The organism is Candidatus Thermoplasmatota archaeon (assembly GCA_018814355.1).
GTDB lineage: Archaea > Thermoplasmatota > Thermoplasmata > UBA10834 > UBA10834 > COMBO-56-21.
On sequence record JAHIZT010000115.1, the window covers coordinates 14275 to 32111 of the forward strand.

General features: G+C 56.5%; 17 protein-coding genes. 8 read left to right on the forward strand and 9 right to left on the reverse strand.

Going from position 1 to position 17837, the window contains the following annotated elements; genetic code table 11:
• Positions 1-14: 14 nt before the first annotated feature.
• Positions 15-1211, reverse strand: coding sequence for a methionine adenosyltransferase (locus KJ653_08385; protein MBU0685844.1), 1197 nt, complete (start codon positions 1209-1211; stop codon positions 15-17).
• A gap of 96 nt (positions 1212-1307) precedes the next feature.
• Positions 1308-2582: a lysine 2,3-aminomutase gene (gene ablA / locus KJ653_08390; GenBank protein MBU0685845.1), complete on the reverse strand. Its 1275-nt coding sequence runs from the start codon at positions 2580-2582 to the stop codon at positions 1308-1310.
• Positions 2583-2902: 320 nt separating this feature from the next.
• On the opposite strand from ablA, the gene KJ653_08395 reads away from it, so the two are divergent.
• The 6 genes from KJ653_08395 to KJ653_08420 are packed head-to-tail and all read left to right on the forward strand — an operon-like array spanning position 2903 to position 8579.
• Positions 2903-4069 carry a thiolase domain-containing protein gene (locus KJ653_08395; protein MBU0685846.1) on the forward strand — a complete coding sequence of 389 codons (1167 nt, stop codon included), beginning with the start codon at positions 2903-2905 and terminating at the stop codon, positions 4067-4069.
• A gap of 5 nt (positions 4070-4074) precedes the next feature.
• Complete coding sequence (locus KJ653_08400; protein ID MBU0685847.1) at positions 4075-5091, forward strand: hydroxymethylglutaryl-CoA synthase; 1017 nt, start codon at positions 4075-4077, stop codon at positions 5089-5091.
• Positions 5092-5102: 11 nt separating this feature from the next.
• Positions 5103-5528, forward strand: a complete 426-nt coding sequence (locus tag KJ653_08405; protein MBU0685848.1) for a Zn-ribbon domain-containing OB-fold protein — start codon at positions 5103-5105, stop codon at positions 5526-5528.
• A 28-nt stretch (positions 5529-5556) separates the two neighbouring features.
• Positions 5557-6450, forward strand: coding sequence for a CoA transferase subunit A (locus KJ653_08410; protein MBU0685849.1), 894 nt, complete (start codon positions 5557-5559; stop codon positions 6448-6450).
• Between the two features lie 8 nt (positions 6451-6458).
• Positions 6459-7226, forward strand: coding sequence for a CoA-transferase subunit beta (locus tag KJ653_08415; GenBank protein ID MBU0685850.1), 768 nt, complete (start codon positions 6459-6461; stop codon positions 7224-7226).
• 6 nt (positions 7227-7232) lie between these two features.
• Positions 7233-8579 carry a glutamate-1-semialdehyde 2,1-aminomutase gene (locus KJ653_08420; protein ID MBU0685851.1) on the forward strand — a complete coding sequence of 449 codons (1347 nt, stop codon included), beginning with the start codon at positions 7233-7235 and terminating at the stop codon, positions 8577-8579.
• 8 nt (positions 8580-8587) lie between these two features.
• On the opposite strand, the gene dapF is transcribed toward KJ653_08420, so the two are convergent.
• Positions 8588-9448: a diaminopimelate epimerase gene (gene dapF, locus KJ653_08425; GenBank protein MBU0685852.1), complete on the reverse strand. Its 861-nt coding sequence runs from the start codon at positions 9446-9448 to the stop codon at positions 8588-8590.
• A 128-nt stretch (positions 9449-9576) separates the two neighbouring features.
• On the opposite strand from dapF, the gene KJ653_08430 reads away from it, so the two are divergent.
• Together KJ653_08430 and KJ653_08435 are read left to right on the forward strand one after the other, a co-directional pair.
• The gene (locus KJ653_08430) at positions 9577-10812 is read left to right on the forward strand and encodes an amidohydrolase family protein (protein MBU0685853.1); all 1236 of its coding nucleotides are present in this window, start codon (positions 9577-9579) and stop codon (positions 10810-10812) included.
• 72 nt (positions 10813-10884) lie between these two features.
• Positions 10885-11187 (forward strand): amidohydrolase family protein, encoded by a 303-nt coding sequence (locus tag KJ653_08435; GenBank protein MBU0685854.1) that lies wholly within the window; start codon positions 10885-10887, stop codon positions 11185-11187.
• On the opposite strand, the gene KJ653_08440 is transcribed toward KJ653_08435, so the two are convergent.
• The 6 genes from KJ653_08440 to rnz form a co-directional block, all read right to left on the reverse strand.
• Entirely contained in the window at positions 11184-12404 is a 1221-nt protein-coding gene (locus KJ653_08440; protein MBU0685855.1) for an ArgE/DapE family deacylase, read from the reverse strand. The two genes, KJ653_08435 and KJ653_08440, sit on opposite strands and share 4 nt — an antisense overlap.
• Positions 12405-12482: 78 nt before the next feature.
• Positions 12483-13682, reverse strand: a complete 1200-nt coding sequence (locus KJ653_08445) for a P1 family peptidase (protein ID MBU0685856.1) — start codon at positions 13680-13682, stop codon at positions 12483-12485.
• Positions 13574-14680, reverse strand: coding sequence for an ABC transporter ATP-binding protein (locus KJ653_08450; protein ID MBU0685857.1), 1107 nt, complete (start codon positions 14678-14680; stop codon positions 13574-13576). The genes KJ653_08445 and KJ653_08450 overlap by 109 nt, the downstream gene beginning before the upstream one ends.
• Before the next feature lie 5 nt (positions 14681-14685).
• A complete protein-coding gene (locus KJ653_08455) occupies positions 14686-15648 on the reverse strand; it encodes an ABC transporter ATP-binding protein (GenBank protein MBU0685858.1) in 963 nt (320 codons plus the stop codon).
• Between the two features lie 208 nt (positions 15649-15856).
• Positions 15857-16531 carry a DUF1028 domain-containing protein gene (locus KJ653_08460; protein MBU0685859.1) on the reverse strand — a complete coding sequence of 225 codons (675 nt, stop codon included), beginning with the start codon at positions 16529-16531 and terminating at the stop codon, positions 15857-15859.
• 41 nt (positions 16532-16572) lie between these two features.
• Entirely contained in the window at positions 16573-17481 is a 909-nt protein-coding gene (rnz, locus tag KJ653_08465) for a ribonuclease Z (GenBank protein ID MBU0685860.1), read from the reverse strand.
• Positions 17482-17837 lie beyond the last annotated feature (356 nt).

Below are 17837 nucleotides of genomic sequence, written 5' to 3' on the forward strand. Positions count from 1 at the left end.
TGTTCTTGAGAGGCTCAGAACACAGTGACCTTGCCCTTCACGATCAAGTCCGTCAGGTCGGTTATTCTAGCGAGTCCGTCGTCATAGATCGCCCTGATCTCCTTCTCGTACCTCTTCTGGTTCACATTCGGGGCGTAGATGACGTTGGCGCTAGCGGCCTGGGGTGCGTCGATCGGACGGCCGATCTGAGAAAGCATCCTGGTGTGCACCTCGACGATGTCCCCCTTGCCCATCTTGATGATGTCGCTGGCAACAATGTTGGCCAGTATGTTATACAGCTTGCCAACATGTGTGACTGGGTTCTTGCCCGCGGATGCCTCCATGCTCATCGGCCTCATCGGTGTGATCAAGCCGTTGGCGCGGTTGCCTCTGCCCACAGAACCATCATCGCCATTCTCCATGCTCAGCCCCGACACCGTCAGGTAGTAGATGCCCTTCCTGTAATCGTCCGCGGTGTTGACGAAAACTTTGAGCTTCCTGTCCGTGAATCCCTGGGCGAAATCATGGATCTTGCTGGTCGCCTCCTCGATGGCGCTCTCATAATGGCCCTTGTCTGGGACCTTGGAGGAAACTATCGCGACCGCGACTGTCAGATCGATCTCGTCGCCCATCCGGCAAGCCATGACCTTGACATCCTCACCAAGCTCGGGAAGCTTGTGCCAAAGCTTGCAGTTGATGAACTTCTCAGTCTCGAGCGTGATCTTCTCGGTCTCGCTGAGGGGCGCGAATCCGACTCCGAACGAAGTGTCGTTTGCGAGAAGCCGCTTGGTCTCGTAGAGTCCTCTCAGGTCGACGCTGCCCTGTCCGATCCTGCAGTCAAGGGTCACATCCCATTCCACATCAAGGTTCTTGCAGGTCTTCTCCAGGTAGGAATACGCGGCTTTTAGGGCACACGTCCTGTACGGGAGCCTCTCTCCGTTGACTTCAGTGGTCGCTCGACCAACCAGGAGCACATATATCGGCTCTAGCATGTACCCGCCGCCGAACCTGGGTGCGGACTGGCCGCCAACGACCTCCACCTCATCGGTGTTGTGGTGCAGTATCCTGCCGTACCTCTCCCGGTACATCTTGCACAGAGCCCTGGAAACACTCTCGGCCAGCCCGTCAGCGATGCTGTCCGGGTGTCCGATACCCTTCCTCTCGACGAACTCGATGTTCTGCTTTTCAATGGGAGTGTGGGTCAGTTGCTCAATGAAAATGTTCCTTTCCATAAGCTCATCTCAACCAAGCTGAAGGCGAAGAATAAAATGGTCGCACTTAACCTTTTCGGACATGCACGTCCCGCTGTGGAGAGATGTGCAGGGTGCTCACTTCTTCTTGCGATATCCCTTCCGTCTGGACTCCCTGAGGCTGCCTTCAGGGACGAGGCACATCTTCTTGCCAGAGAGAACGCCAGCGACGCCCTCCTTGCTCTCTACCTTGCTGTAGTCGTCGCACATCTTGCAGGTCGGAGGGCAGACGGATATGCGGTCCTTCGGCTCTGGGTACGAGAACGTTCCGCCCTCGTAGTTCCTCAGCACGACGCGCTTGTCGGACATGGATATCAAGTATTGAGGCGCTATCGGTATCTTCCCTCCGCCGCCAGGGCCGTCAACGATGAAAGTCGGAATGGAGAACCCTGACGTGTGTCCCCTGAGCGCTTCCGCGATCTCGATGCCCTTCGCAACCGATGTCCTGAAGTGCTCGATGCCCCTTGAAAGATCGCACTGGTAGAAGTAGTACGGTCTGCACCTGATCTTCACGAGATCCTGTACGAGCTTCTTCATAATCGTCGGGCAGTCGTTTATCCCCTTGAGCAACACAGACTGGTTCCCAACCGGGATGCCGTGGTCGACAAGCATCTCGACGGCCTTCTTCGACTCAGGGGTGATCTCCTTCGGATGGTTGAAGTGCGTGTTCAGCCACATGGGATGGTACTTCGTGAGCATCTTGCACAGTTCGGGCGTGATCCTCTGAGGCATCGTGCATGGCGTCCGGCTTCCTATGCGGACGATCTCAACATGGTCGATGGCCTTCAAGCGTTTGATGATGTCTTCAAGGAACGAGTCTGAAACTAGCAGAGGGTCGCCCCCAGACAACAGAACGTCTCTGATCTCCTCGTGCTTAGTGATGTACTTGATGGCGGCGTCAATCGAAGCCTTGTCTCGCTGGTGGTCCTGCTGTCCTGCCAGCCTTCTCCTCGTGCAGTGCCTGCAGTAGTTGGCACACATATCGGTGATGAGGAACAGAACTCTGTCCGGGTACCTGTGCGTGAGGCCGTGCACGGGCGAGTCTATGTCCTCGAACAGAGGGTCCTCCATGTCAGATGCGCTGAAATCCAATTCCTTGATCGTGGGTATGGCCTGCATCCTGATAGGGTCGTGCGGGTCGTCCGGGTCCATTAACATTGCGAAGTACGGGCTGATGGCCATTCTGAGAATCTTGAGCGATTCGTGCACTCCCGCCTCTTCATCTGGGGTGAGGTTGACGACCTCCTTGAGCTGGTCGACGGTGGTGATCCTATTCGCGACCTGCCATCTCCAATCGTCCCACTGCTCTTTCGTGACGTTCTTCCAGAGAGAGACTTCTTTGTAAGACCTCATGACACATCCCTTTCAGGGCTGACAGAATTCCACATTGTTCGACACTCTATTTATCATCTGCCCAGCACATGGCTAGCAGCGTTACGAACTCCGATAACACAATACGAAATCGGAAGGCTCTTCCCGCGCTCGATGAACGTTATCGGAGGCGCGTGTCTAATCGCATCTTCTGCGAACCGTGTTGTTCACCAATGGTTAAATATGCTAACTCTGATTCGAGAAAAAGCCGTTCCAGAAGGCCGGAAGCAGTCGTTAGTTACGCGCGTTTCCGCGACCTCGAGGTTGATCGCGAGTGATGCGGTCTACGCAAAGGTGTTGGCATGAAGAGAGTTGCAATAGTCGGAGCAGGACAAAGCAAGTATGGCGAATTCACCGACAAGGGCATCAAAGAACTGTTCTTCGAAGCATACAAGGACATGAGCGCTAGCGTAGACAATGGTCTAGACCCGAAAGCCATCGAGGCCGCCTACATAGGCAACCTCGGCTCGGGAGGCTTTCAGCTTGGAAACATGTCCGCTCTGGTGATGGAGTATTGCGGCCTTCCTTACATCTTGACGATGAGGATTGAGAACGCATGTGCATCAGGCGGGTACGCGCTCGTCGCCGCGATAATGGATGTGCTCTCTGGCACACACAAGGTTGCATTGGCTGGAGGCGTCGAGAAGATGACAGACGTGTCTAGCACGAAGCAGAAGTACTGGCTCGGCGTCTCTGGTGACACCGAGTACGAGAGACTTGCCGGCACGACCTTCTCCGGCCTGTACGCGCTGATCGCTCAGAGACACATGCACGAGTTCGGAACCAAGCGCGAACATCTATCGATGGTGGCTGTCAAGAACCACAAGAACGGCGCACAGAACCCGAAGGCGCAGTTCCAGAGGGAGATCACCCTCGAGCAAGCGATGAAAGGGCCGATTGTTGCCGCTCCCTTGAATCTGTTCGACTGCTGTTCGACCACCGATGGCGCCTCGGCAGTTCTCGTGTGCGATGCGGACATCGCTAAACAGTTCACTGACACACCGATCTACGTGGCTGGGTTCGGCACATCGAGCGACTACCTGGCGATCCATGACAGGGTGAACACCGTCACTCTCGAGGGCACAAAGAAGGCCAGCGAGAGGGCATACAAGATGGCGGGACTAACGGCAAAGGATATTCATCTTGCAGAGGTCCACGACTGTTTCACGATAGCCGAGCTCCTTGCGTACGAAGATCTCGGATTCTGCGAGAAGGGCAAGGCAGGGCAGTTCATCGAAGAAGGCCACACCCAGATAGGTGGGGACAAGCCCGTAAATGCTAGCGGCGGCCTGAAGTCCAAAGGACATCCGATTGGATCGACCGGGACAGGACAGGCGTATGAGATGTTCAACCAGCTCAGAGGAACGGTTCAGAAACCCACAAGACAGGTCAAGAACGCCGAAATAGGGTTGGTGCACAATGTAGGCGGTTCAGGTGGGACCGTCGCTGTTACAATCATGAGGAGGTGAACGGGTTGGCGACTGGCATTTCAGGATATGGTACATACATCCCGAGGTTCAGGATCAAGAAGGAAGAGTACACAAAGGCCTGGGGTTCGTTCTCTGCCGCTGGTGTGAACGAGAAATCCGTCATGGGCTTCGACGAGGACGTGTTGACATCGGCGGTCAAGGTTTCGAAGCGAGCGCTTGAATCCGTGCCGCTCACGCCTGATAAGGTGTCGAGATTCGCCTTGGCATCCACTTCCGCTCCGTATGTCGAGAAGCTGCTGTCGGGCACGGTGCTCGTGAGCCTGGGCATACCGAACTCCGCGTTCGCATCGGATCACACAACATCTACAAGGGCGGGAACCGAAGCCATGATATCCAGCTTCGAGCACCTGGCCGCCAACCACGGTGGAAACGCGGTGGTCGCCGCCGCGGACGCACCTAGGGCAAGCATGTGGAACTCGTTCGAGCATCCACTGGGAGCTGGCGCCGCAGCGTTCGTCCTTTCGGGAGACAACCTTATAGCCGAGCTCGAAGGGCATGCGTCATACGCCAGCGAGTACTTCGGAGAGCGGTTCAAGGCGAGGAACGACGAGCTGATCCAGGACATAAACGTTAAGAAGTTCGAGGAATCGTCCCTGATTGTCAACACCACGAAGGCAGGCACCGCGCTCATGAAGAAGCTGAACAGGAATCCCGAGGACTACCAGCACGTGGTCATACAGCAGCCCGACGCCAAGGTCCCGGCCACGGTAGCCGCGAGACTGCACTTCACTGATGTTCAACTGGCAGCGGGCCTGGTCTCGAAATCGGTCGGCGACCTCGGGGCAGGCTCTGCGCTCGTGGGACTCGCAGCAGTCCTGGACGTCGCGAAGGTCGGCGACAAGGTGATGGTAATCTCCTACGGTTCAGGCGCTGGCAGCGACGCCCTGAGCTTCAAGGTTGTCAGCGAGAGGAAATCACCCTTCAAGGTACAGACAGAGCTCGACCGCAAGGAGTACATCGACTATGTCAAGTACCTCAAACTCAAAGGAGCAATCGTGTGAGGTGAGATGATATGGCACATGTTTCAATCCCGATGTATTGGAGGACCATCCCCCAGAGGTACAAGCTCGTAGGTCACAAGTGCAAGAAGTGCGGCCACATCAACTTCCCGCCCAAGGGCGTCTGCAAGTCCTGCAACGCATCCTCGGAGTTCGAGGAGGTGCAGATGAGCGGCAGGGGGAAGATCCACACCTTCGTCCTGATAAGCGCAGGCGGTGCGCCCCCGGAATTCGCGGAGCAGGAGAAGGCAGGAGGACAGTACCCAGTGGCCATCGTGGAGTTCGAGGAGGGCCCGAAGGTCATAGGCCAGATTGCGGACGCCGACCCGAAGGAGGTCAAGATCGGGATGCCGGTCAAGACCGAGCTAAGGAAGATATACAGCGAAGAGGGCGTCATAAGATACGGATTCAAGTTCGTCCCAGTAGCGGAAGGAAAGTGATTAGATGGACCCTGGAAAGATGATGACAATGAAGGAGGCGGTGTCGAAGTACGTCAAGGACGACGACATCATCTACTTGGCGGGATTCACGCACATGATCCCGTTCGCTGCAGGCCATGAGATCATCCGGCAGAAGAGGCGGAACATGACCCTCTGCCGGGCAACGCCGGATATCATATACGATCAGATGATAGCTGCCGGTTGCTGCAAGAAGGCGATGTTCAGCTACGCCGGAAACCCTGGCGTCGGTTCACTTAGGTGCTTCAGGAGGGCCCTGGAGAAGGGCCAGCCGAACAAGATCGAGATCGAGGAGTATACGCACTTCGGCCTGTCAGGCAGGCTTTACGCGGGGGCGACCAACATGCCGTTCCTGCCGATGCGCACGAACCTTGGCTCGGACCTCCCGGCACAGAACCCCAACATGAAGACGATCAAGGACCCATACTCTGGCGACGAGGTGTCCATCGTACCGCCGCTGAAGCCAGACCTGGCGGTCGTGCATGTCCAGAGATGTGACATAGAGGGCAACTCGCACATATGGGGGATCATAGGTGAGCAGAAGGATGCGGCGTTCGCGTCCAAGAAGGTCATAATCAGCACAGAGGACATCGTGGACGAGTCGGTCATAAGATCCGACCCGAACAGGACCGTGATTCCGGACTTCGTTGTACACGCGGTCGTGCACGAGCCATGGTGCGCGCACCCGTCATACACCCAGGGGTACTACGACAGAGACAACGAATTCTACATGCAGTGGGACGAGATAACTAAGGAGCACGACACGACATTGAAGTACCTGGATGAATGGGTCTTCGGAGTCGAGGACAGGGCGGCGTACATGAAGAAGATCTCGGCGGAGAAGCTGCTGAAGCTGAAGCCGAAGGCGGCCTACTGCACGCCCGTCGACTACGGGACTTTGTGAGGAGGATGATGACTGTGACAGAAGTAACTCCGAGCGAATTGATGGTCATAGTAGCGGCAAGGGAACTCAAGGACAGGGAATCGGTCCTTGTAGGCGTGGGCATTCCGAACCTGGCAGCCAACCTGGCGAAGAAGCTCCAGGCGCCGCACCTGAACATGGTGTACGAGTCGGGGGCGGTGGGCTCCAACCCAACAAGGATGCCTTTATCCATAGGCGACCCATGCCTCGTCACGGGCGCGAAGAGCGTCTGCTCGATGTACGAGCAGTTCGCATACTACCTTCAGGGCGGTAGGATAGACGTCGGCTTCCTTGGAGGCGCGCAGATCGACAAATACGGGAACATCAACTCGACGGTCATCGGCCAGTACGCTGCTCCCAAGGTCAGACTGCCTGGCAGTGGCGGAGCATGCGACATCGCGTCAAACGTCAAGAAGATCATCGTGATAACCCCCCACGAGAAACGCAGGTTCGTCGAGAAAGTGGACTTCCTGACGAGTCCGGGGTTCATCGACGGCAAGGAGAAGTGGAAGCAGCTGAAGTTGCAGGGCGGCGGCCCCTTTGCAGTCATCACAAACCTGTGCACAATGAAGTTTGACGAGATCACAGGCGAGATGACCGTCGTGTCTCTCCATCCCGGCGTCACGCTAGAAAAGGTTCAGGAGAACACCCCTTGGAAGCTCAAGGTGGTCGAGAGATTGGAGAACACTCCCGCGCCGACGGATAGAGAAATCGCAACGCTCCGCGCGCTAGATCCCGCTAAGACATATCTGGGGTGATTGCAGGTGTGCGCTGAATTCGATCCGATCTCTGAATATCAAGCGAAGACGACGAAGAGCTTTGAACTGTTCAAGCACGCTTGCCAACACCTCCCTGGTGGTGTCACGGGCAATATCAAGTTCTACAAACCGTACCCGATCTACGCAAAGCGTGCGAAGGGATCTCACCTCTGGGATGTAGACGGCAACGAGTACATAGACTACATGCTGTGCTTCGGTCCTCTGATTCTGGGGCATGGACACCCGAGGGTGATGCAAGCGATCCAGAAGCAGCTGGAGGACGATGGCACTACAATCTTCGGCCCGCCACATGAGCTCGAGGTGAAGATGGCTGAGCGGCTGAACCGCATCTTCCCCAGCGCGGAGATGACACGATTCGCGAACTCCGGGCTCGAAGCGACCATGCACGCGCTACGGGTTGCCAGAGGGTTCAAACGGAAGAGCCGAATCGCCAAGTTCGAGGGACACTATCACGGGTGCTACGACGAGGCTTTGGTCAGCCTGACGCCGTCCGAGGAGACAGCCGGGCCGGAGGCGGCCCCCCAGCCAGTGTCCTGTTCGATGGGGACATCGGACTACACCCTCCAGAGCGTACAGGTCCTGCCTTTCAACGACACGGAGAACACAATTCGGCTGCTGAGAGCGCACAAGGGCGATCTGGCAGCAGTGATCATGGAGCCGATCCAGAGGGGGTTCATCCCCTCAGATCCCGAGTTCTTGAAGGCCGTCCGCGAGACGACAACTGAGCTTGGGATCGTATTGATATTCGACGAGGTGATGTCGGGCTTCCGCATGGATCGACTGGGTGGAGCGCAAACGATGATGGGAGTAACTCCGGACTTGATGTGCCTAGGCAAGATCATCGGTGGAGGATTCCCATGTGGCGCGTTCCTCGGCAGGCGGGAGATCATGGAAGTGGTCAATCCCTTCACCAGGAACAAGGATGATAGAGTCTTCCACGGCGGCACATTCAACGGCCATCCGACAATACTGGCCGCAGGAATGGCAACATTGGATGTGCTCGATGAACCAGAGACCTATCCATACCTGAACCGGATCACGGAGAAGCTTCAAAATGGCATGAACGATCTCTTCGATAGACTGAATGTTGAGGCCCAAGCTATAGGTCCGGGTTCGACGTTCAAGATTGTCTTCAGCAAGAGGAAGCTGTGCGACTACAGGGACGCTCTGAAGTGTGACCAGAAGAAGCAGCAGCTTTTCGACTTTGGCATGATCTCACGAGGCATCCACTTCCACCCTGACAAGCCGTTCTACACATGCACTGAGCATACAGACAAGGATGTCGAACACACCCTGAATGTCGCCGAAGAAGTCCTCATGAAGATGAGGTAGGCGGATAATCAGACCTCGGCAACCAGCTTGCCCTCGAACTCGGCTACTGCGGGGCCTGTCATATAGGCGTTGCCGTCCTTGGCGAACTCAATCCCGATGTCCCCTCCGAGTGCATGTACTGTCACAATGCCCGGCTTGACCCACCCCAGGGTGTGCGCCACAAAAGCGCTCGCGGTGGCGCCTGTCCCACATGCCATGGTCTCGTTGTAGACTCCTCGCTCGTAGGTCCTGACCTTTATCTCGTGATCCCCCACGACCTGCACAAAATTGATGTTGATGCCATCGGGGAAGCGAGTGCGGTCCCCGTTCACCAAGTCGCCGATCATCCTCACGTTCTCGGAACCAAGATGCTCGGACCTCACGACAACATGCGGCTCCCCTGAGTTGACGACATATCCGGACAGGGACCGTTCGGTTGAATCTAACGGGATGACAATCAGCCCGTCCTTCACACTCAGTCTCCCTGGAATGTACTCTCTGAGGTCCTTCGTGCCAGTCCTGACGGATCCCATATTCGCGCGATACTGTCCGCCGGCATGCGTAACCTGCTTGACACCATCCTTCGTCAGGATGTCTACAGCATCTTTGCCTAGCTTGTTCGCAACATAGGCGGCCACGCACCGCAGTCCGTTACCGCACATGTCTGCTTCATTTCCAGCGGGCTCGAAGAGCCTCATGGAGCCGTGCACGCCTTCTGCCTTCTCGATGAATATGACACCGTCCGCGCCGACCTTGAAATGCCTATCGCATAGCTTACGGGCCAGCTTGCTTCGGTCCGAGTCAGGGGTTACAGGACCTTCCATCTCGTCCTTGATGATGAAATCGTTCCCGCAACCCTGGTACTTGACGAACCTGAAATCGTATTTCATACCGGTACCTGGATGGCAAGTCAGGATTTAATCATGATGCGCAGGACATCAACCCAGACAACCGTTAAATAAGCAGGGCGGGATTCCTGAATCCGAACCAGCTCGCTCTCGGGACAGGGGAGGAAGCATTGCACGACATTCTGATCAAAGGCGGGAGGGTCATTGACGGCTCGGGAGCTCCTGCGACTCCGCTTGATGTGGCAATCGACGCGACGAAGATATCCGGCCTTCACAAGCGCTCAGATTCTAGGGCAACCGTGACAATCGATGCCGCCGGCAAGGTCGTTTGCCCTGGGTTTATCGATATCCACTCCCACTCGGAACTGTCCCTGCTCTGCAATCCACTGGCAGAGAGCAAGATCCGGCAGGGGGTCACGACAGAGCTCGTAGGCAACTGCGGGATGTCGCCCGCTCCCGTGATCGGTGCTGCCAAGGACTACATTGAAGAGTACGCCAGAATGCTCGATGTCTATGTCGACTGGGTGACCCTCGACGAGTACCTGCTCAGGTTATTGAACCTTAGGACGTCCGTCAATGTCGCCTCTCTCATCGGAGCGGGAATGCTCCGGGCAAGCGTCATCGGTACAAAAGACGTCAGCGCGGATGAAGAACAGCTCAGCAAGATGAACCAACTGCTCGCGGATGCGATGCTCCAGGGCGCATTCGGCCTGTCCTCGGGCCTGATATACGCCCCTGACTGCTACTCAAGCACCCAGGAACTGGTATCCCTCGCTTCCACATCGGCCTCCATGGGCGGACTATACACCAGCCATATAAGAGGGGAGGGCAGAACCCTGGTGTCGGCAGTACGGGAGGCCATCCAGATTGGACGGGAGGCTCCGACCAGGGTCGAGATATCCCATCATAAGGCTTGCGGCAAGTCCAGCTGGGGGGTCGTGAACCAGACGCTCAAGATGATCGAGGATGCGAGGACGTCGGGGGTCGACGTCGCCTTTGACGTCTACCCGTACACCGCCTCGAGCACGACCCTGGACACCATCCTGCCGCCATGGGCAAGAGAGGGGGACAAGGAGACGATTCTTGCTAGGCTTGCGGACCCCGAAACGAGGAAGAGGATATGCGAGGAGTTCAGGAACTCGTCCGATACCTGGGAGGACATCGCCGCGGAGACCGGATGGGATAAGATCATCCTTGTGGGCTTCAGTAGGGAATCCAATAGGAGATTCGAGAACAAGTCCGTGACGCAGATAGCTGCCATGCTCGGCAAGAGCCCAGATGACACCGCCCTTGATCTCATAGCGGACGAGGAACTTCAACTAGCAGCTATATTCCATGAGATAGACGAGAACGACGTGATGAAGGTCATAAGCCATCCACTGGCGTCCATCGGTTCCGACGGGTAGGCAGAAGCTCCTTACGGCCCTTCGGGCAAGTCGGCAACTCATCCGAGGGCCTACGGCGCGTTCCCACGGGTCATCAGGAGATACGTCGTTGAGAAGGGGCTGTTCTCGCTTGAGGAAGCAATCAGGAAGATGACCTCGTGGCCTGCGGAGCGAATAGGTTTGACTGACAGGGGCGTTCTGGCAAAGGGAATGGCGGCCGATGTCGTGATTTTCGATCCCGAGAAGATCAGAGATATGGCGACCTTTGAGGATTCCCACAGATACCCGGAAGGAATAACGAGTGTGATTGTCAACGGCGCAGTGACGATCGACAATGGCGAACACACGAAGGAGCGCGCTGGCCAGGTCCTGAGACACTTGCCCCGGGTCTCTTAGCCTTTCATGCTCAAACCGCAGATGTCCAGCGCGACCTCGGAATACACCTTCTGGCATTTGAGCAGGTCGTCTACGAGGACATATTCGATGCGGGCATGTGCTCCCGCACCACCTGGCCCAAAAACGACCGTCGGCATCTTTGCGAAGTGAGTCATGAGGGCAGCATCGGTCCATCCCCAGAAGCTGGTCGTCTTCGCAGGTTTCTTGGTCACGTCCCTAACAGCTCTCTCCAACGACTTGACGACCGGATGCCCTGTCGAAACCACATTCGGTACATGGTTCATGGTCTTCATGTTTGAGGGGTCCCGCTTGAGCTCTGCCCTGAACCTGGGGTCCTCCTTCTTTATGTCGTCGAAGATGTCGTAGATCTCCTGAAAGACTTGCTGGAGCTTCTCCTCAGGGATCCATCTCCTGTCGATCCTAATGACGCAGTGTTCCGCTACAGAGCTTGGCTGCTGACCCCCTTGAATCACTCCCAGGTTGAGAGTAGGCGGAAGCGTGTGCCTGGACTTGCGCTCCCGAAGCCGTGGGAGCAAGTCAGTCTCGACAGCGTTGACGAACTTGGCCGCCATGGAGATCGCGTTCACGCCTCGGTCAGCTTGGCCGCCATGTGCCGCTTTACCGTAGAAGTGCACATTTAGCCATTCCAGGCCTCTGTGAGAAGGCTGGACCTCGAGGTCGGTGGGCTCCCCAACAATCGCCATGTCCGCCCTGGGACCTTTGAGGATCAAGTCCTCGGTCCCTTCGCTCTTTCGCTCCTCCCCAACGACAGCCGTAAAGTGCAGGTCCCCCTCAAGCTTGATTCTGGCTCGATCGATGGCAACCAAGGCCATCGCCATAGCCCCTAGACCGCCTTTCATGTCGAGGGCGCCTCTGCCATACAGTCTGCCCTTGACGATCTTAGGGGTGAATGGCGGGATATCCATGTCGAATGCTGGGACGGTATCAGTGTGTCCGTTCAGCATTAAGCTCCTGCCTTTCCCGTGCCCCTTTATCACAGCAATCACGTTCGGCCTGCTCTTCTCCACAAGCCTCAGTCTCGAATCGATCCCCTCACCAAGAAGGAACTCGTTCATGTGCTCGGCGACCGCCTTCTCTTGCGTTGGGACCTCCGGATGGCTCTCTATCCTCACGAGGTCCTTCACCAGTTTCTCGATCTCGGACTTCCTCACTGCTCGCCAGACCCTGTCCAGATGATTGGATGACTTCGCGGTCATGTGGGGACCAACCTAGTACCAAGCGCTTGGCGGATGCGGATAGCGCTTGCACGCGAAAAAAGTATCTGACGGCATCCATCAGCTTTTGAGGCGTCCGTGCTCCTTGATAATCTCCAGAGTCCGGTCGATCGGGAGTGCCATCACCACATGGTCATCTCTGCCCTGCATCGTCTCCGCCTTGAACAGGGAGTTGATGATCGATTCAGCCACCGAGTCCGCCGTAGCCCTGAACAACACGTTCATGTCCCTATCGAGCAAGAGGTGCTCGGTCACCAAACCGTTGTGTCTGTATCTCTCATGGATGTTCGCGGTCGAGAACGCGAGGACGATGTCTCCGCTCCCGTTGTGGGATGCAGAACCTGTAGTCGCCAGGCCCATGATTGCCCTTTTGGCTATCCTGCCCAACTGTCTGGAATCCAGTGGCGCGTCCGTTGCGACGACCATCACGATAGATCCCTGCTCGGGTCGCTTGTAGTCGGGCGACCCCAGAAGGCTGCCGACCGGCACACCGTCGATCCTGAGCTCGTTCCAGTCTCCGTGGTTGGACAGGACTAACGTGCCAACAGTGAACTTCCCTGCTTGCACGGAGACAACTCTAGAGGAGGTTCCGATGCCACCCTTGTAGTCATAGCAGCTCATCCCTGTGCCAGCGCCAACCGCGCCCTCCTGGACCGTCGAGTTGGCTCCTTCGAGCGCAGCCAATACATGCTCTTCTCTTACATGCATGCCCTGAGAGTCGTTCAAGTAGCTGTCGTCGCACTCAGTCACGATCGGTATGATTGTATCGTCAAGACTGCCGACGGTGGGGTTGCTCTTGACCATGTACCTGATGACCGCATCGGCCACCGTACCCATGGACATCGTGTTCGTCAGCATGATCGGAGAGTCGATGAGACCGAACTCCTTGATCTGGAGGGAACCAGTGAGTCCGCCGCAACCATTGAAATCGAAGTACGCTCCCTTGACTGGTCGCTCGTAGGAGTTGCCCTCATGAGGGAAGATCGCTGTCACTCCTGTTCTCACCGGTCCAGTCCCGGGTAGTAGTGGCCCCGAACCCCTTATGATGCTACAGTGGCCGACCCTGACCCCGGAAACGTCTGTGATCATGTTCTTGGGCCCGGTGGGCAGCTCCCCGAACCAGATCCCGGCCTCCCTGGCTCTTGGTCTGGTCACTTCTTGCCCTCTCCGGACTCGAGCCAACAAGACACCCAGTGTTCCTGCGAGACGAACATCGGCTGCGGCTCCTTCGACTTGCAGACATCCATGACGAACGGACATCTGGGGTGGAACCGGCATCCTGGCGGGATGTGCGCCGGGTCGGGCCTCTCGCCCTTAAGGATTATCTTCTCAGTCTTCATTCTCGGGTCCGGCTTCGGCACGACGGAGATGAGCGCCTTGGTGTAGGGATGTTTCGGACCCTTGATGACCTCCTCGGTCGGACCGAGCTCCACAATCTTGCCCAGGTACATGATGCCGATCCTGTCGCTGAAGACATACGCGACGCCCAGGTCGTGGGTGATGAACAAGTATGTGAGGCCCTTCTTATCCCTGAGGTCGAGCATAAGCTTCAGGATCTCGGACCTGATGGAGACGTCGAGCATGGACACCGGTTCGTCCGCGACCAAGAACTTCGGTTCAAGGACCAGCGCGCCTGCGATGCCGATCCTCTGTCTTTGTCCGCCGGAGACCTCGTGCGGGTACCTCCACATGAAGTCCTTCGGGGGCCTCAGGCCTGCGTCGTCTATTGCCTTAGCGACCCTCTTCTCTCTATCGGCCTCGTTCGCGCCAAGGTTGTTGACCACAAGTGGCTCCGCCACTATGTCGTAGATGGACTGCTTAGGGTTCAGGGACTCGTACGGGTCCTGGAATATCATCTGCATCTTCTGCCGGAGCAGTTTCATCTTGTCCTTGGTGAGCCTTCGGACATCGATGGTTCCGCTTGCGATGTTGATCTCTGCCTCCTTCTTGGTCATGGTCTTCTTTGCGACCGCTCGTTCCAAGGCACCCTTGATCTGAGCAGGTGTCAGTCCCTCTCCAGCGTAAGTGACCTCTCCACCAGTCGGTTCCACGAGCCTCAGAATGGCCTTCCCCGTTGTTGTCTTCCCGCAACCAGATTCGCCGACCAGGCAGAATATCTCCCTCTCCTTGATCTTGAAGGAGATGCCATCCACAGCCTTCACGAAACGCTGCTCTTTCGATGTGAGGCCCTCTATGAAACCTCGCCTGACCGGGAACCAGACCTGCAAGTCCGTGACGCTCAGAATATCCTTGACCATTCAGTTCACCCCTTCGGTCGTACGAAATGACATGCAGCGTAATGCCCAGGCAGAACCTCGATCAGCGGAGGTTCTTCCACCTTGCATACATCCTGCGCCATGTAGCATCTGTCAGCGAACCTGCAGCCCACAGGTGCCCTGATCAGGTTCGGAGGGTTGCCTGCGATCGATGCGGGCATCTTCCTCTCGCCCTTGATATTGGGGAAAGCCGCTATCAATCCCTTTGTGTACGGGTGCTGCGGGTTCGAGAAGACCTCTATCGCAGAGGACCGCTCGACAATCTTGCCAGCGTACATGATCGCCAGGAACTCGCAGGTTTCTGCTAGGACGGACAAGTCGTGCGATATTATGATCATAGCTAGCTCCAGTTCGTTCTGCAGATTCTTCAACAGCTGCAGGATCTGCGCCTGAATCATGACATCAAGAGCGGTTGTGGGCTCGTCGCAGAGGACCAACTTCGGCCTGCATGCGAGCGCCATGGCAATCATCACCCTCTGCCTCATTCCTCCACTGAACTCGTGCGGATACTCCCTGATCCTGTTCGGGTTGATCCCGACAAGCTCGAAGAGCTCCTTGACCCTCTTCAGGGCCACTTCCTCGTCCACTTTCTCGTGGAGCAGGATAGGCTCGGTGATCTGGTCTCCCACCCTCTTGACAGGGTTGAGCGCGTTCATCGCGCCCTGGAATATGATTGAAATGTCTCTCCACCTGATGGCTCTCAGCCTTTCACCGGTGATCTTGGACATGTCCTGACCCATGAAGTTGATCTGGCCGCCCGCGATGTATCCGTTCGCTGGCAGGAGCTTCATGATCGACAGCGCGGCCGTTGTCTTGCCGCAACCCGATTCGCCCGCAAGCCCCATCGCCTGGCCTTTGTCCAGAACGAAGCTGATCCCATCGACGGCCTTCAGCGTGCCCTCTTGCGTTTTAAAATATGTCTTTAAGCCATTGACTTCGAGCAATGTCATCGTTCGGTTCCCCCTTAACGATTTCAGTTGTCGATTGTCGTTGCTTCAAGGAGCGAGCGATCAGGCAAACAGCTTTCTATCCGCTGCTCCTGGACCTTCGGTGAATCCGATTTCGCTATAAATGCGTTTTGGATTGACTGAGATTCGTGTTGGTGTCCCAATTCGAGGCTTTCGAACGGAGTACACTCATTCGAAGGGCCATGAGCGCTCATCTTCGGACAGTGGCAACTCGATATCGAAGGACTTCGCCATCATCGTCGTTCCCGTACTCCTCCTGCATCTGCTCGCATATCCCGAATACCCGTTTGAGTTCGTCAAGCGGGTGATTGTGGCAGTCGACTCGCAAATCATGATAGAGCTTCGGCTTCGAAGAGGCGACGAGCAGGGCGGCGGACATCTTGCCCCGCTTGTCTCCTCCGACCTCCTGGCCCGCAACCAGAGCCCTTAGAAGCCTGTGCGCTAGCTCACCCTTCGATTTCTTGAAGGTATCGGCCATTGCCTCGAGCACGCCTACGCTGACTAGAATGTTCCCCGCAACTGCGAAATCGTCCCCAAGGACATGGCCCTTTGAGTCGCTACACTCGTCGCCCGTGAACCCATAACAGGAATTCGCATCGATTCCGATGACCTGTCTTCTCGCTCTCCCTTCATCCGCGGAAAGCAGCGATTCGATAGCGGTCTTCACTGGCAGGCCTTGCCTCATGAGATCTAGCCCCTGAAAACCCAGGTTCACGTTCACCCATGCCTGCGTGGCTATTGCTCCGACGCCTTCCTGGGCGAACGGAAGAAACGCTCCGACACAGGGAGCTGCCGTGGTGGATGCGACGCCGTAGTCGCCTGTCCTCTTGTCCCTCGCGACGATGGAGAATGTTCCTCTCTGCATCGTCGGGTGTATGAACCGCGTCCCAGATAACCAATATGGTTCTAATCCTGATATCTCACGAAGTACTCATCGAGATCTTCAGCCACTCTCGAGTTCCTGAAAACCGTCCTCGCCTCCTTTTCGAGCACGCTGATGTCCTCGTATCTTGGGCTTAGATGCACCAGAAAGAGAACATCCACGCCCGCACGTTTGGCCACTCCGGCGGCCTCCTTAGCCGTGGAGTGACCGAACCTCGCAGCGAGAGTCGAGTGGGACGTGTCCAGAGTGCAGTCGTGCACTAGCACATCAGCCCCTCGCGCGAGCTCCACCACCCTCTTGCTAGGTTTCGTGTCCCCCGAATAGACGATCTTTCTTCCAGGTCGCGACTTCCCCAATACCTGGTCCGGGGCGATCGTCTTCCCTCCGACGATGACCGATTTGCCTTCCTGCAGCCTCCGGTACATCGGTCCTTCTGGAATGCCAAGCCGCTTGGCCTTCTTCAGATCGAACCTGCCCCGCCGCGGCTTCTCCTCCAACGAAAACGCAAGGGAAGGAATGCTATGGTCTGCCCGAACGCACTTCACTGCATATCCGCCGAAATCTATTGACGTGCCGGGTCGAAGGGAGGACGCGACTACTTTGAATCCGCTCTTGAAGTATCCGAGGCCCATCATCGCGTCGACTGTCTCGACGATGCCCTCCGGTCCGAATATACTGAGCTCATCCTCACGACCGTTCAGGCTCATGCTCTGGATGAGCCCTGGAAGACCAAGGAAATGGTCCGCGTGCAGATGCGAGATGAATATCTTCTTGATCTTCATGAAGGAGACCGAGGACCGCATGAGCTGCCTCTGAGTGCCCTCTCCGCAGTCGAACATCACCACCTCGCCAGGCATCTGCAAGGCGATTGATGTGACGTTCCGCAGCTTCGACGGGTAGGTCCCCCCCGTACCCAGGAACACAATCTTCATTGAGATACCTCAGAACCGCGTTCAATCTGTGCTATTCGCTTAGATGACTGCATTTTGACAACTTCTGTGGAGAACCGTACCGCGAAACGATAGAAAAAGATGCCCATGAATCCCAGTGGTTCATGGGCTGGTGAATGAGTTTATTGGTATCCCGCGATGCGGCTAACCTTCGGGGTAGCTTGGTTATGGTCAATGAGGTCGAATCTTCTCCCGGTGGATCATGGGGCTCGTCCGTTGTGCTCTGTAGAAACCCTGTGAAAAGCGACATTCTGGAAAGGTAGAAACGTCGGCACAGCATGGCCCCTCCCTGGAGTCAAGCCAGTTCCGGAAAGAGTTGTCTTGACTCCAGGATGGGA